Genomic DNA, 16,427 nt, shown 5'->3' with positions numbered 1-16,427 from the left:
GACATGCTCAGCTTCGAAACGCCGCATATCGAAGCTGACGGGGTGATCCTGTTCCCGGACCACGAGGATCCGCTGCTGTGGTATTACAGCGCCGGGGCGCCGCAGATGGCCGTCGGCCCCCAAGGCCGCCCGATGTTCGACCTGTGGGTCTATACCGAGGCTTTGGTGCACAACTTCCTGACCGGCACCCGCATCCCCGACGAAATGGGCGGCGGTTTCCTGACGCTGGGCGTCAACTGCCGCCGCTCTGAGCGCGAGTTGCGAGAGGCGCGCAAGGCCGTCGCGCGGGCGACGGGGGCCGACGAGGATGCCGTCAAGCTGTCGCCGATCCACTATACCGAAGGCAAGGCCAGCGTCCTTGCGCTGGACAATACCACACTGGGCACGGTGACGCCGGATCCGGCCGGTGCCGATCCGAATGTCGGGCGGCCCCGCTTTGTCACCGCGATCCTGGGCGCCGGGGTGCCCGCGCTGCTGGGCGATCTGCAATCGATCTTCTCGCTGTCGCTGTCCGACGACGGCGCGGCCTTCATGGCGGGCATGTTCGGTGCGGCCTCGACCCCCGTGGGCGTCGTCTATGAACTGACCTTCGAGGGGCTGTCCCCCGCCGTCAACGTCACCGTCACCGCCGACATGGACAAGATGCGGCGTCATTTCGGAGGCGGGCTGCAAGGCCAGGTGCAGTGGTTCAAGGCCGACATCCAGGCCGCCTTGGATCACCTTGTCCAGACCAACGTGGTCAGGATCGACAGTTCGACCTTCATCGACAGCGACGCCGCGCGCGAGGCGGAACAGAAGGCCATCGCCCTGTTCAAGGAGGATCTGATCCAGCAGATGTTTCGCCCGTCCCTGCCGCAGCCGCCGCAGCCCGCGCCGGGCCAGGGCCTGGGCCAGGCCATCGCGGCGCTTGCCCGCGCGGGAACCGGCAACGCGGCGGGCGGCGCGGCGGGGGCGGCTACCACAGCCACCGGCGGATCGCTGGGCCTGACGCTGAAATTCAAACAGGAGACCGCGCATCTGTCGGGCACCTTCAGCTATAATTCCCGGATGCCGGTCACCCGCACCGACGCGCCGCAGGCGTTCCTGCAAACCCTGATCGATCCCGACGATCACGACGAACACACCACGGTCGTCAACCTGGGCACCGCCTCGGCCTTCTTCGACCGCGTAGAGGCCATCGTTTCCCTGCCCGAGGACGAGACCTTTGCCGAAATGAACCTGCGCCAGGCGGTCGTCGGCATGTCCTATGGCGACGACGATCCGTCCCGCCCGCCGGACGTGAAGCCGCCGCTGATCTGCCAGCCGGGGGGCGAGCGGAACCGGGTGCTGACCTTCCACCGCAACGGGCGACCGAGCATGGCCGTCAGCTATGACATCGCCTATGAATTCGACGATCCGGTGGACGCCACCGTGGACCGCAGCCGCTATGTCACGCCGCGCCGGACCTCGACCAGCCGGTCGGTGATGGTCGATCCACGCGGCGATTTCGGCTATCGCCGCCTGACGCTGCGGCCCGGCCGGATCCCCGCTGATGTGGCGGAGATCAGCCTGGATGCGGATTTCGCCACGCCCTCGGGCGCCTTCACCGCCAGCCGCGGCTTCCGCCTGACGGCCCCGTTCAACCGCGCCATCGCGGAAATCGCCCCCGACGGCGCCGACTGGACCATCCGCACCGAGGAGAAAGGCCCCGGCACCTTCCGCCTGACCCCCACCTATGTCTTTGCCGAAGGCGGCGTCTGGACCGCGCCGCAGCAGATCGCGGAACCGCCCTTCTTCACGCTGGACGCGCCCTTCCGCGCGCAGCGGCAGTTGATCGTCCAGCCGAACGTCCTTTCCCCGTCCGTCGAGGGGATCGACGTGGAAATCGAATACGACGACGCGCCCGCCGATTACCGCCGCCGCTTCCGCGCCACGCTGACGCCGCCTTTCGCGGCGCTGTCGCTGTCCTGGTCGATCCTGGACGAGGACCGCCGCACCGTCCGCATCCGGTCCACCGTGCGCGAGGGCGGCATCGTCTCGCAGGGCGACTGGGTGGATTGGAGTGAGACCACCCATGTCGTCGGCACGGACGCCGCCCGGCCCGACGCGCTGACCGTGCGGCTGATCGGCGGCGACCTGGCCGGTGCCGGGCTGGACGCCGTGCTGGTGGAAATCCGCGCACCCGATGAGACCGGCGCCCCCCGCACAACAGAACTGTTCTTCGGCCCCGCCGACACGCCGTCCGCGACGGTCGATCTGATCCGCCGGCCCGGCCAGCCGATGACCTATGACTTCCGCACCCAGACCTTCCGCAGCACGGGCGAATCCGCCGCCAGCCCGTGGCAGACCCGCACCGACGCCCTGCAACTGATCATCTCGATACGCACCCTTTAAGGGGACACGACCATGCTGGACCTGAATACCCGTTTCGAGCTTCTGGGCGTAACGCTGTATCGCGACGCCGACCAGCCCGAGGTGTTTTTCTTCCTGCCGCAGAACCCGGTCATCGCGCGCGACCGGGCCGGGCTGATGTTCGACCTGATGCTGTATGAAAAGGGCGGGCAGGCCGACGACCTGCAAACCGGCGGCTTCCTGACGCTGGCGATCAGCACGGGGCTGGGGTCGCTGGAACAGCCCCTGCTGCGGGAACTGCGCCGGCAGTTCGGGGACAACGCGCGGCTGGTGTCGATCCCCTTCACCGAAGGCTCGGTGCGGCTGGCGGGGCTGGACACGGGCGTGGCGCCGATCAACCCCGACGGCAGCGGCCCGCCCGCCAGCGATCCCGGCCCCACCGGCATCCGGCTGGTGGAAAAGGTCTTCGGCGCCACCGTGCCCAACCTGGACGGCGACAACCGCGCGGTCTTTTCGCTGCAACTGTCCCAGGACGGCGCGGCCTTCTTCGCCGACCTGCTGGAACAGGGGCGGTCCGCCCGCCCGCTGATCGCCATCTATGACCTGAAATACACCGGGCTGATGGAGGTCGAGAGCCTGCGGATCGAGATCGACTATTCCCGCGTCTATGATTTCCTGCGCACCCGGATCGGCTTCAACGCCATCGTCGTCGCCGGTGAGATCGACACCATCGTCGAGGAATTGCGCGACAACCAGTCGATCAGGATCGACGACACCGTGCGCAGCCTGGAGCTGTCCACGCCCGAGGCCCTCGCAGAACGCCAGACCCGCATCGACGCCTTGGTCAAGGATCTGGCGACGGGGGCGTTCTTCGCGCCGTCCCTGAAGCTGGGCGACCCTGCCGTCGAGGAAAGCAGCGTCTTCGCCCCGCCCGCCGGAGCCGCCACGGGCATGTTCCAGCAGGGCCTGCCCGCCGCCATCGGCCAGGCGATGGGCCAGGCGGTGACGGCGCGGGAAATGGCCACCGCCACTGACATCAACACCCCGCCCCCGGAACCGGGCGAAGGCACGCCCGCCCCAGCGGCGAACAGCCAGGTCGCCCAACAGTCGTCCGCCCTAGGCCATCCCACCGCGACCTTCACCATGCGCCGCCTGCAACAGCGCGAATTGCGCCATGTCGTGTATGACCTGTCGCGCACCACCGCGATGCAGCGCAGCACCGGCCCGCAGAACCCGCTGCTGTTCATGGGGTCGGAACGCGAAATCCGCGCACGGATCCACAAGATCAGCCTGAACCACCCGTTCTTCGCGCGGCTGCGGATCGACGTGGACGCGGGCGGCGCCGACTTCGCGGCCGAAGGCATCCGCGCCATGACCGTGAACCTGCGCTATGGCCGCCGCCCGGACGGGCAGCCCAAGGAAACCGCCGACGTGATCCTGGACAGCGCCGAGGACCGCGCGAGCTTCGTCTTCGCCCGCGACCCCGGCGGCGACATGGGCTATGACTATCAACTGACGCTGCACTATCTGCCGGACTTCGGCCTGGGCGACACGCGCCAGACCGTCACCGGCCCCTGGACCCGGACCGAGGCGCGGCAGTTGTCGGTCCACCCCTCGATGCTGGCCCGCCGCCAGCCGATCACGCTCGCCCTGCCCCGCGTCGTGCCGCCCGACCTGTCCGAGGTGCGCGCGACCGTGGCCTATGTCGATCCCGACGGCGTGATCGACGACCGCCGCAGCTTCGTGCTGACCCCCGGCGGGGCGCCCGCCATCGCCAATGTCCGCTTCGCCGACGCCAACGACGCCGCCCGCATCACCGCCGAGGCGGTCTTCGCCGATGGCAGCGCGGAGCCTCTGGCCGAGGAGATGCGCCCCGATCCCGCAGGCGCCAAGCCCCTGGATCTGGTCGTCCTGCCGGTGCCCCAGCGTCCCGCCGCGCAGTTTTCCGTGATGCTGTCCGATCCGCTGGACGAACTGCGCTCGGTCCTAGTCGATTACGAGGTCAGGCAGGGCGGAACCCTGATCGCCGCCGCCGCGGTCGAGGTGACCGAGCCCCTGCGCGCCGTCCCCGTCACCGTGGTCCTGCCAAACCCCACCCCCCTGCCCGAGGTCCGCCTGCGCGAACGCCGCATCTTCGACCGGGGCGGCATCGAGACGCTGGATTTCCACCCCCTGACCGACGGCCTGGCCATCGTCGGCGTCCCGGCGGCGGACGTGATGGAGGTGACTATGCGCTACCTGGGGCCACCGATGGCCACGCTGGGCGTGCTGGGGATCCTGGTCACGCTGAAATACGCCACCCCCGACGACGACCCCGAATTCCGGCAGACCGCCAGCCTGTTCGTCGAGGCCGCCGAACCCGCCCGCTGGGTCGTGCGGCTGAAGGACCGCGCGGCGCGCAGCTTTACCTGGCAGGCCACGCTGATGCTGCAAACCGGCCAGCAGCGCGCCCTGCCCGAAGTCACCACCGAAAACAGCCTTGTCCTTTTGCAGATCACCGCCTGAGACCGGAGCGCGATCATGAGTTTCGATACAGACAAGCAGCGCTACATGTTCACCTCGGAACCGGCGGGCGGCAGCGGCATCCTTGGCAGCGGCGGGGGCGACGGCACGGCCAATCCCGTTGTCCCGATCCACCTGGGGAACGAGGTCGAACCCCTGCTGATGGGTCCGGCCTATTTCGCCCGCCTCAAGGCCGCCATCGACGCGCTGCCCGCCAGCGGCAATCCGATCCTGTGGCTGGCGGGCTGGTGGTTCACGCCGCTGTTCTCGCTCGACGCGATGACCGGCGGGCCGGAACTGACCGCGCTGCTGAAAGCCAAGGCGCGGGCGGGCGTCGATGTCCGCGTGCTGGGCTGGGTTCTGGCGCCCGAGATGATGGGATCCAGCATCGTCCAGTCCCACGCGGCCGAGGCGTTCCGCACCAGCTATGGCACCATGCGCTTCGTCAAGGAACTGCGCAGCGAACCGGCGCTTGCCGACAAGGTGGCCTGCAACACGCTGTCTCATCCGGCGGGGGCGGTCCATGCCAAGATGGCGATCGTCGGCAACGACGACCAGATGACGGTCTTTACCGGGGGCCTCGATTGCGTGAACGACCGCCACGATCCGATCTGGCGCGACGTGCAGTTGCGCCTGACCGGCCCCGCAGCCCAGCCCGCCTTCGATTTCTGGCGCGAGATGTGGAACGAGGTGCAGTCCCGCCCGGTCAGGCCCTTGTCCTTTTCCGTGACCCTGGGCGGCACGGTCCACGCGATCAGCCTGGACAACCGCACGGCGGCGGCGGCCGCGATCCCCGCGCGCAGCGTGGGCCGCCCCTCCGCCAGGCGCATCCACGCGCAATCGCTGCGCACCGTGCCGCAGTTCAATTTCCCGTCGCTGTTCGGGTTCTCGCCGATCCCGATGAACGACACCTGCACCTTCGCGCCATCGGGCATCTTCGACGTGGATCGCGGCTGGCGCGCGGCCATCGGCGGGGCCGAGACCTATTACTATGTCGAGGATCAGATGCTGTCCTCGCAACCCCTGTGCGACGCGCTGAACGCGCGACTGCGGGCGGATGACGATTTTCGCGTGGTGCTGGTCACGGGCCGGTTCGATCCGAACGACCAGCCCAGCGACATCGGATCCTGGACGCGGGCGCGAGCGATCAACTTCCACCTGATGCGCGGGCTGAGGGCGGCGCAGAAGGCGCGGGTGGCGATCTTCAACCATTCGTCCAAGGTGGTGCATTGCAAGATCGCCATCGCCGACGACAAATGGGGCTTCGTCGGATCGCCCAACTTCTCGGTCCGGTCGCAGTTCACCGATTTCGAACACGGCTTCGCCTTCATGGACGAGGCCGAGGCCGCCGTCCCCGCCTTCCGCCGACAGTTGTGGGACAGCATCTTCGGCGCGGCGGAACCCGACATGACGGCGGCGCTGAACCGCTGGTTCGCGATCCCCGAAGGCGGCACGCAGGGGCCGTTGCAGCGGATCTCGACCCCGGTCGCGGTCCCCGCCCTGTCCACCGTGGAACGGCTGGCGGCCGACGCCCTGTTCGAGGTCGACAGCCGCCAAAGCTGGGGATCCGACCTGGTGCTGATGCTGAGCGGCAATATCGGCGTTCCGGTGACATCATGATCGCCCTTGCGACCCTGCGGGCGGTGACGGGCCGGGCCAACCTGCTGGTCTTCGGCGACGACGCCGATCCGAACGCGCACCACGTCCTGCCGCTGGACCTGACCGGCGACGGCCCGCCGTCGCTGACCATTATGGGACGCGGGCCGAGGGACAGGGCCGAGGGGATCCTGGGCGGCTTCTGGACGCTGCCCCTGCGCGGCGACGCGCCGCCGTCCGACCTGACGGCGATCACGGCACAGCTGGCCCGGCCCGACGCCCCGCCCCCCCGCCTGCTGATGGCCGAGGCCGATCTGGACCTGCGCGCGGTGCTGGTTCCCGAAACCACCGCCGCCGCCCGTGTTCCCGCCTGGCGCGGCGGCACCATTGCCTTGAACGGAGAGGCGCCTGCGGGCGATGCGGGCAAGGCCCTGGCCCGCGCCTGGGATCGCGGCCTGCCCGACGCGGTGGCGCAGGTGACCCTGACCCTGCGCGGCATGGGCGAACCCGACGCGATGACCCGCCTTGACGAAACGCTGCGCCTGTCGGGCGGCGACGGGCACCTGACGCTGGAAAGCACCTCCAGCACAACCACGACGCGGCGGCAGGGCGTGGCGGTCCTGACCATCCGGCGGGACCACCCCCTGCGCCTGCCGCCGGGCCGCGACGTGATCTGGGCCGGATTCGACCGAACGTGACAGGATAAGGACCGACGCACATGCTTTCGCTTTACGGCAGCTTTACCGTCCCCGGCGTCCCCGACGTGGTCATCTATCGCGACGATGAAAACGCGCGGAAATTCTATATGGTCTCGGGCAAGCCGAAGATCCTGCGCAGCGATCCGCGCGACCCGGCCAGCCGCCCGATGATCGACCTGATCGCCTATACCCGCGACCATTCCCAGCCCATCCCCGCGACCGAGGATGTCGAACGCGGCATGTTGCAGATGACCGTGGGACTGGAAATCGGCCAGGCCGACCAGAACCGGATCCGTGCCTTCCTGCGCCAGCGGCTGGCCGAGGAACTGAACCGGGGCTTCCGCTTCCTGGGCATCCTGCTGCGGCCGGGCGAGCCGGAACTGGGCTATGCGCCGCAGTTCATCGGCGGCACCGCCACCGCCACCACCTTCGGCGCCGACTTGCAGATCGCGGCCCAAGGCACCTGCCCGATCCTGGCCACCGGCATCAACAGCGCCAGCTTTTCCTATCAGCTGACGCAAAGCGGCGCCCGCCTGATCAGCCAGACGATGGAGGAAGGCGCCCTGCCGATCCAGGTCCGCTATGAAAAGCTGATGATGATCGCGCGCATTCCCGCCATCACCATCCGCATCCATGGCGAGCGGCGCGAGTTTCTGGAGGAAGCGCGCCAGCACGCCTTCATGCGCCGCTTCCTGACCGTCCACGGCGCCTTCATTCACCGGCTGGTCTGGTATGCGCCGCCCACCCTGTCCAGCTTTCGCGACACCCATCACAGCCTCACCGTGGAAATAGACGACGGCGATTTCCGAGACGCCGACCCGTCCGAGGATCTAACGCAGGAACTGGAAAAGATGGCGCTGACCATCCTTCAGAACAACATCCTGCCCGGCTTCTTCGAAACCGCCATCCCGTCCGAGGATGAATCGGCTGATGAAAAGGGCCGCGGCTACTGGTTCCGGGAAACCACCACCGACACCGGCGTGGTCGATGTGACCATCAGCCGCCGGGACGTGGTCCAGATCGAACACGGCGCCAACGCCATCCTGGGGCCGAACCTGACCCCGGCCGAGGCCGCCGCCGCCATCCGCTATGCCAGCCTGTCCCAGCCCAACATCCCGGTGATGACCCTGACGGTGGTGCCCAACATCAATTTCGAGGTCGATCCGATCCTGCTGGTCAGCGTCTTCATCGACTATGACGCATTCGACGACATCAAGAACCAACGGGTCCGCGTGCAGAAGCAGATCCGGCTCAGCCGCGACGACGGGCCGCAGCAGTTCCGCTTCGATCTGGCGATGGGGCCAGATCGGGCGGCCAAGGCCAATTACCGATACCGCACCGTGGTCCATTTCACCGGATCCATGGCGACGGTGGAACATCCGCCTGCCGGGGGCTGGAGCGAGGGCACCGGAGAGGTGCTGGTCATCAGCTATGCCCAGCTTGGCCAGGTCAAGGTGGACCTGCTGCTGGGACCGATGCCGCCCGAGGTGGCCTCGGTCGATGTGACGCTCACCTATCCCGATCCGACGGCGCGCGGCGCGGTCAAGACCGTCACCCTGTCGCCCGCAAGCCCGACCGCAAGCTGGCTGGTCTCGGTCCCGGCGGGCGGCGCCATCCGGCCTTATCGGGTCGAACGCGTCTATCGCATGATGGACGGATCCACGCTGACCCTGCCGCCCCAGGACAACGCGGCCGAGGCGCTGACCATCACCAGCCCGTTCGAATCGCAGGTGACGACCACCTTCGCCGGGCGGGGCGATTTCGGCACCGACGTGGCGATGATCGTCGTCACCGCCACCTATGCCGATCCGGCCCACGATCTGGTCGAACGCACCACCTTCACGCTGGACGCCGCCACCCGCAACCGGGACTGGACGGTGCGCCAGGTGGACAAGGATCTGACCCGCTTCGACTACCGGGTGAAGGTTCTGCGCCTCGACGGATCCGAGGCGACGACCGACCATTCCGGCACGCTGGGCGACATCATCACCGTCGGTCCCAGCGGCGCCGGCGCGGTCGAGGTGGTGGTGGACACCGAGATGGTGGACTGGACCCGCTATGCCCGCGTGATGGTGACGCTGGAATACGAGGATCCGGCCCACGGCATCTCCCTGCGCAAGCCGCTGCTCTTCGCGGACAGCGGCGAAAAGGTCCAGACCTGGTCCTGGTTGATCGCCGATCCCGCCCGGCGCGGCTTCCGCTATTCCGTGCGGCGGGTGGGCCGGGTCGCGACCGACGACCTGATCGAACCGCCGGTCGAGACCGACGATCCCTTCGTGGTTCTCAGGTAGGGCGCGGCCATGGCGAACGCATTGTTCAGCATCGTTCAGGAACCCTCGCGCCGGGTGCAGGTGACGCCCCGCCCCCACCGCGCGGCGGCGGACATGGGCATCGTCATGCGCGCCCTGCAAATGGCGATGCGGCTGGAGCCGGTGTTCCTGCCCGCGAACGAGCCGGTGGGGGACGACCGGGCCTATGGCACCATCGACGGCCTGAACTTCGCGCGCCCGACCCTGACGCTGGGACAGCGCGGCGGCAGCTTTCCCGGCCCCGATGTGGCCTTTCTGAAGGAAATCGACGGGTCTGTGTTCCTGCATATCGGCCTGCGCGAAGGCCTGCCGGGGGGCGTGCCGGACGGGACGACAACCTTGGGCGTCCTGTCCGGGCCGCTTCGCATCACCTGGGTGGGCGGCGAATTCGTACTGCCCGAGCCGACGCCGATGGAAGACGACGAGGGGATCCGGGGCGGAATGCGTATCCTGGCCCCCCTGGCCCCCGACCAGGTGGCGCTGCTGGTCCAGGCAATGACCGACCCGGCGGCGGGATGCGCGCTGACAGCGACCTATGCGGCATCCTATCGCGTCCGCGAAGACCCGCCCGTCATCTTCGTGCCGAACGACCCGCCTCGCACCGACGATCCCCCGCCGCCGCCACGCGAACCCGTCGAACGCCCCCGCTTTCCCATCCGCCTGCCGCGCGAACGCACCGGCGCGGACATCATCACCGTGGAATCGCGCTTCCAGCCGCCCGAGATCCGGGTGCCGCTGGCGGACATCCTGGGAAATGCCCCCCGCACCGGCGCAGGCGGCCCGCACGGGATCAACCCGGCGCTGATCGCCAAGGGGGCGCTGGTTTCGCCCGAACTGCTGGTGCGCTGGAAGGACTTGCAGATCATCGACATGCCCATCTGGGTGGGTCCAGGCGCGCCCCAGGACCGCAGCGTCTCGACCACGTTCACGCGGCGGGTGCCGTTCTTCTTCGACCGGACACTGGATCAGAACCTGGGGGTGTTCCGGGCGATCTCGGGGGCGGCGACCCTGCCCGGCGACTGGCAGGACAGCGAATGGGGCACGCTGTGTCCGGCGGAATTCGTCAACACCGTCTATCTGATCCCGCACGAATACCGGCTGGCCTATGACGCCGCGCGCGGGCTGCCGCACATGCTGCCGGTCCAGTATGCGGCCCCGGACGGCAGCCGCCGGTTGCGGGTGATGCTGCGGACCGAACCCTGGTACGACCCGGCCCGCGTCGCAGGGCTTCAGGCCGCGCTGTCGCGCCAAAGCGGCGGCATCTATCTGCATCCCCAGGTCATCGCCGGGGGCGTGGCGGGCGCGCGGCTGACCCTGCGCACCATCTTCCCCGAGGAGATCGCCGTCGCCGAGGATGCCGAGGCCGACGGCGTGGCCATCGACATGGCCTCGCCCTTCGATCTGACGCTGGATGTCAGCGAGGAATACTATGCCCTGCTGACCACCATCCTGACCGGCCCGGTCGGCCTGACCGGAACGGTCGAGGTGACGCTGGCCCCCGCCAGCGACGGCGCCGCCGCACCGCTGCGCCGCGTGCCGCTGGTCCTGACCTTCCAGCGGCTGGGCGCGCTGCCGCTGACGGAATTCGTGGCGACCGCGACGATCAATCCCGAACGCGTCGACATCACCAACCGCGCCGCCCAGCCCGTCACCGTCGCGGGGGCCGAGGCATCGCTGCTGCTGCTGGACGAAAACGCCCTGCTGCCCGCCGCGGTGCTGGCTGCACGGCCCGCGCAGCCCTTCCCCCTGACCATCGATGCGGGCGGCAGCGCGACGCTGACCTTCGCCCCCGTCGCCGCCCCGGAAGGCGCGGTCTGGAACACCGTGGTTCCGGTGCTGACCGGCGTGGCCGCCGCCGTCGATCCCGACGCGGCGCTGCGGGCCATCCACGCGCTTGCGCCTCCGGGAACCGCGGGCTGGCGTTTGCGGATCCTGTCGCCGCAACTGGCCCAGGCTGCCGCAAGCCCCGGCCCCGACCGGATGGTCGCGGTCGAGGTGCGCATGACCCGCGACGGCGCCGCCCCTGTGCAAGTGACGCTGATGGCGTCCGAACCCGAACGCAGCGTGACCTTTCCACGCAACCTGGACGACCTGATCCCCGCCGGGACCACCGGCGGAACGGCGGGCGACGGCTTCCTGCGCCTGTCGGTGACGGCGCGGGGCGTCTGGCCCGGCGGCTTCGGCGGGTGGAGCGATCCGGCCGATCATGTCGGCGACACGCTGTTCGTCTTCGTGCCGCCGCTGGACGGGGGCACGGGATGAGGCACCCGGACGCCCTTGCCGCGACCGCCCGGCGACTGATGGCGATGCAGGGACCGGACGGGCTGTGGGGCGGCTTCCGCCTGCGCCCCGGCGAAAGCCGCGACTGGGTGGGCGCCGTGGCGGCCCTGTCCCTGGCCGAGGCGGCGGGGTCGGGGCGCCTGCCACCGGCCCTTGCGGCTGCGGCGCGGGCGCGCACCGAACGCGCCGCCGATGCCCTGCGCCTGCGCGAACGCCCTGGCGGCGGCTGGGGTTACAACGGGGCGGTCCCACCCGACAGCGACAGCACCGCCGCCGTGCTGCGCCTGTTCGCGGCGCTTGGGCGGACCGCGCCCGCATCGGCCGCCTTCCTGGCCATGCAGGGCGATCCCGCCCAGGGCTGGGCGACCTATGGCCCGATGCGGTCCTGGGACCATTGGTCCCTGCCCTGCCCCGAGGTCGACGCCGCATCCGCCCTGGCGCTGTTCGCCGCCCAGGCACTGGACCGCGACGACCTGGCGGCGCTGTGGCGCAAGCGCCTGGCCCTGGCCCAGGACGACGCAGGGCATTGGCGCGCCTATTGGTGGCCCGGCCCCGGCACCGCCACCCTGGCCGCCATCGAGGTCTGGGCCGCCGCTGGCCGCCCCGCCCCGCGCCCGCGCCTGCCCGATCCCGCCACGCCAGCGATGCCCGCCCTGGACGCCGTGACGCTGGCCCAGGCGCGCGGGCTGCTGGATGCGGCGCAGGGCGCCCACGCCCTGGCCGACGCCTGCGCACGGATGGCGGGGCTTGGCCGCTGGCCTGCCGATGCCGTCCTGCTGGCCCCGCCCCGCCATCCCGCATCCCCGCCGGGCGATTCCAGCCCCGAGGGACGCGGCGCGCTGACCGCCGCCGCCGCCCTGCGCGCCCTGGCGGCGCTGCCCGATCCCCGGACCCGACCCGCGCACACCCGCCCGGCGCCCCGCGTCGCACAGGATCTGGAGCCACTGGCCCGGACCCTCGGCCTGTCGCCCCAGGCCGCCCGGATGGCGCGCCACGCGGGCCATGCCCTGCTGGACCCGCTGCTGGGCGCGCCGCTGCCTTGGCCGAACAAAGCGGTCTCAAGCCTCGCGCGGGGCTGGCCGGTCGAATTCTCGGCCACGCTCGATCCCGATCACCGGCCCGCGCTGCGGCTGGCCTGCGACCTGGGCGACCCGCGCCTGTCTCCGGCCGGGCGGGCCGGGACGGCGCGCGCGGCGCTGATCCGGGCGGCGAAGGTGCTGGGGATGGATCCTCTGCCGTTGCAGGCGGGCCTGGCCCCGCTGATCGCCCAGGCCCGCCGGGCCGATCCGGCCGAGCGGTTCCTGATCTGGGGCGGGCTGGATCTGACGGACGGCCCGCAGGGACCGCAGCCGGTGCTGAAAGCCTATGCCAACCTAGCTGTGGCCGGTCCCGATCCCGCCTGTCGGCTGGCGCTTGCCGCGCGGATCGTCGCGTCGGCGGGGGGCGCGGCGGTCGGTCCTCACCTGCTGGCGCTGGATGCGGCCCTTGCGGCGGGCCGTCCGCAGCAGATGGGGCTGGCGCTGACGGCCCAGGGGCTTGCGGGGGCCAAGGTCTATTGGGAACTGCCGGGCCATGACGCGGCGGCGGTCGGGCGGCTGGCGGATGCCTTGGGACTGGCGCTGCCGCCCGGCTTTACCCCTGAAATCCCCGGCATCGCCAGCCCAGCGGCGGCGCTGCGCGGGTTGTCGGGACTGGCGGTCCATGCCGATCCCGTCCGCGGCCTGGTCTCAGAACTGACTCTGGCCACCCAGGCAGCCCAGGGCGTGACCTGGCGCGACGGGCACGAGACAGCCTCAATCGCCGCCTGGGCCGGCGGCCTGGGCCTGTCCGCCGCGTCTGCCCTGGCGCTGATGGCCGCGCTGCGGCGGGACGGCCCCGCCCCGCGCAGCCTGCACACCCTGACCCTGCGCCCGGACGGCGGCCTGCGGGCGGCGATCTATCTTCACGCCGATGGCTGGCTGGAACGCCGCCTGTCCGCGCCCGTCCCGTTCCATGTCCCCGATTCCATCCCGCCGCGCCACCCGGCCCCGGCGCCCCTGCAAGGAGGATCTCCATGACATCCGATCACGATCCGGCCCGCCCCGGCCCGCATGTTCCCGCGCTGTCCCGGCGCGGCTTTCTGGGCACCGCCGCCCTGGGCGGGGCCGCGGCCATGGGGATGGCATGGCCCGCCAGCGTCCCGGCCCAACCCGGCGGCGGATCGGGCGGATCCGGGGGGTCGGGCGGCGGCACCTCGCAGGGTACGCGGGTCAGGAGCAACATCTATGCCCTGGCCCAGACCGCCGAGGGTCGCGCCACGATCGAGGCCTATCGCACCGGCGTCAAGGCGATGATGGCCAAGCCCTATTCCGACGTGACAAGCTGGCGCTTCCAGGCGGCGATCCACCTGCCGTACCCGGCGGACGCGCGCGACTTCGCCGCCCTGCCGGTGGAATTGCAGCTTTACCTGGACCGCACGAACCTGTGCCAGCACCGCAACCTGCGGTTTTTGCCCTGGCACCGGATGTATGTCTATTTCTTCGAACGGATCGTGCGGAAAGCCTCGGGCAAGGCCGATTTCATGCTGCCCTACTGGAACTATACCGACAGCTCCGCCGAACGCGCCCTGCCCGAGGCGTTCCGCAACCCCGCGACCGAAGCGGCCAACGCCCTGTTCCGCAGCGCCCGCGCGCCGGGCATCAACAGCGGCACGGCCCTGGACAGCGGATCGGTCAGCACCTCGGGGGCCTTCAACGAAACCTCGGCCGCGCCCTCCGGCGCCAGGCCGGGCTTCTACCAGGAAATCGAAAGCCAGCCTCACAACATCATCCACGTGACGCTGGGCGGCGACGGGCTGATGTCCGATCCCGCGACCGCCGCCCTGGACCCGATCTTCTGGCTGCATCACTGCAACATCGACCGGCTGTGGGCCCGCTGGAACGCGCGGGGGCGGACCAATGTCAGCGACGGCGCCTTCCTGGGCCGCGTCCACCGCTTCTGGGACGAGGATGGCAACCTGGTCGAGATGACCACCCGAGAGGTGATGGATACCGTCACGCGGCTGGATTACCGCTATGACGACGCGACCGCGCCCGAAGCCGGGACCGTGACCCTGGCCCAGGCGGACAGCGGGGTCGAGGCGGGGGCGCCGGTCAGCGAACTGGCGGCATCGGCCGGTCCCGTCACCCTGTCGCGCGAGGGCGTAACCATCCAGACCCAGCCCGTGGTCGAGGCCGGCGGGCCGGACCTGTTTGCGACCGCCACGCCTGACCAGTTGTCCCAGCCGGTCGTGCTGCGGCTGGACGACATCCGCTTCGACACGCCGCCCCGCACCGTGTTCGAGGTCTATCTGAACGCCCCCGAAGGCGCGGCCCGCGACAGGGATCCGGCCTATTTCGTGGGCCTGTTCGCGCCCTTCACCCCGCCCGAGGGCGGGGACACCTATGACGAGGCCTTCGATGTCAGCGGTCTGATCGACCGCCAGATCCGCGCGGGCATCTATGACGGCGGTGCTATCGACGTGCGGATCGTGCCCCGGGCGCCCCTTGAGGCCAGGGGGGTCGAGGCAGGGGGGGTCGAGGCAGGCGCGCTGCCCGAGATCACCGTGGGCCGCGTGTCGCTGATCCGGTGACCGGCATGGATCTGTTCAGCGTCAGCAATCGCGCCTTCGACGCCCCCGCACCCACCCGTGAACCGCTGGCCCCGGTCGAGGCGGGGCAGGTGGCGCCCGCCGCCGCGCCCCCTGGGCCGGTTCCCGCGACGGGCTTCCGGCCGCCCCGCCCGGGCCCCCGCGCGCGCAATCCCATGACAGGGCTGGAAACCGTGATCGGCAACGACGAACGCCAGCGGGTGCCCGACGCGGGCGCCGATCCGTGGAAGCGGATCTGCCAGCTTGACCTGATCGGCCCGCGCGGCATCTTCAAGGGCACCGGCTGGCTGGCCGGACCGGCGACCGTCGTCACCGCCGGGCATTGCGTCCATTACCCAATGTTCTTCGGCGGCTGGGCCGACCGGATCGTGGTCGCCGCCGGCCGCACCGGCGACAGCTTTCCCTTCGGCCGGGTCGAGGCGGCGCATTTCTCGACCCTCAACGTCTGGGTCGGCGGCCAGGCCGCCGATCACGATATCGCCGCGATCCACCTGTCCGAGCCGCTGGGCGACCGGACAGGGGTCTTTCCAATCCGGCAGCTTGCGGATGCCGACCTGGTGGGGCGGATGGTCAACGTCTCGGGCTATCCGACCGACAAGGAACTGGCCAAAACGCAGTATCACCACGCGAACCGGATCATGGCGGTGACGCCCCGGCGGCTGTTCTATGACATCGACACGGTCAGCGGCCAGTCGGGGGCGCCGGTCTGGGCGCAGGATGCCCCGGACAGCCCGCCGGTCTGCGTCGGCATCCATGCCTATGGCGTGCCGGGAACGCCCGCCGACCTGCATATCACCGCCAATTCCGCGCCGCGCTTCGACGACGCGGTGCTGACGATCCTGCGCGACTGGGTGCGGGCCGATTGCGACCGGCTGGGACTGTCCGCGCCGACGATCTAGCGACGGCATCTGTCATGCAGGCGGACTGCCTGTGCCGCTACATGACGGCCGAGGCCTTCGCTCGGATCCACAAGGAGAAGATCGGTCGTAACCGCCCGGTTGCCACCGCCTGCCTGAGCGTGGGGTGATCGGCTAAGACACGTGCATAGCGACGTCGTTAACGACGTATCTTATGCGGGGCTTT

9 protein-coding genes are annotated in these 16,427 nt (G+C 70.2%); all 9 read left to right on the top strand.

Annotation, left to right across the window (positions count from 1 at the left end):
• The first annotated feature begins 3 nt into the window (after positions 1-3).
• The 9 genes from PARHAE_RS19740 to PARHAE_RS19700 are packed head-to-tail and all read left to right on the top strand — an operon-like array spanning position 4 to position 16,243.
• Positions 4-2,373, top strand: a complete 2,370-nt coding sequence (locus tag PARHAE_RS19740; protein WP_126156223.1) for a hypothetical protein — start codon at positions 4-6, stop codon at positions 2,371-2,373.
• Positions 2,374-2,385: 12 nt separating this feature from the next.
• The gene (locus PARHAE_RS19735) at positions 2,386-4,836 is read left to right on the top strand and encodes a hypothetical protein (RefSeq protein ID WP_126156222.1); all 2,451 of its coding nucleotides are present in this window, start codon (positions 2,386-2,388) and stop codon (positions 4,834-4,836) included.
• Positions 4,837-4,851: 15 nt separating this feature from the next.
• On the top strand, positions 4,852-6,453 hold the full coding sequence (locus PARHAE_RS19730; RefSeq protein WP_126156221.1) for a phospholipase D-like domain-containing protein: 1,602 nt from the start codon (positions 4,852-4,854) through the stop codon (positions 6,451-6,453).
• Positions 6,450-7,127 (top strand): hypothetical protein, encoded by a 678-nt coding sequence (locus PARHAE_RS19725; protein ID WP_126156220.1) that lies wholly within the window; start codon positions 6,450-6,452, stop codon positions 7,125-7,127. The genes PARHAE_RS19730 and PARHAE_RS19725 overlap by 4 nt, the downstream gene beginning before the upstream one ends.
• A gap of 20 nt (positions 7,128-7,147) precedes the next feature.
• Positions 7,148-9,418, top strand: coding sequence for a hypothetical protein (locus PARHAE_RS19720; protein WP_126156219.1), 2,271 nt, complete (start codon positions 7,148-7,150; stop codon positions 9,416-9,418).
• 9 nt (positions 9,419-9,427) lie between these two features.
• Positions 9,428-11,698 (top strand): hypothetical protein, encoded by a 2,271-nt coding sequence (locus PARHAE_RS19715; RefSeq protein WP_126156218.1) that lies wholly within the window; start codon positions 9,428-9,430, stop codon positions 11,696-11,698.
• Positions 11,695-13,773, top strand: coding sequence for a hypothetical protein (locus PARHAE_RS19710; RefSeq protein ID WP_126156217.1), 2,079 nt, complete (start codon positions 11,695-11,697; stop codon positions 13,771-13,773). Before PARHAE_RS19715 ends, PARHAE_RS19710 begins: the two co-directional genes overlap by 4 nt.
• The gene (locus PARHAE_RS19705) at positions 13,770-15,326 is read left to right on the top strand and encodes a tyrosinase family protein (protein WP_126156216.1); all 1,557 of its coding nucleotides are present in this window, start codon (positions 13,770-13,772) and stop codon (positions 15,324-15,326) included. The genes PARHAE_RS19710 and PARHAE_RS19705 overlap by 4 nt, the downstream gene beginning before the upstream one ends.
• 5 nt (positions 15,327-15,331) lie before the next feature.
• Positions 15,332-16,243, top strand: coding sequence for a trypsin-like serine peptidase (locus PARHAE_RS19700; protein WP_126156215.1), 912 nt, complete (start codon positions 15,332-15,334; stop codon positions 16,241-16,243).
• The last annotated feature ends 184 nt before the right edge of the window (positions 16,244-16,427 follow it).

The organism is Paracoccus haematequi (assembly GCF_900631945.1).
Classification (GTDB): domain Bacteria; phylum Pseudomonadota; class Alphaproteobacteria; order Rhodobacterales; family Rhodobacteraceae; genus Paracoccus; species Paracoccus haematequi_A.
Note: the sequence above shows the minus strand (reverse complement) of the source record. Positions and strands in the feature narration are given on the sequence as shown.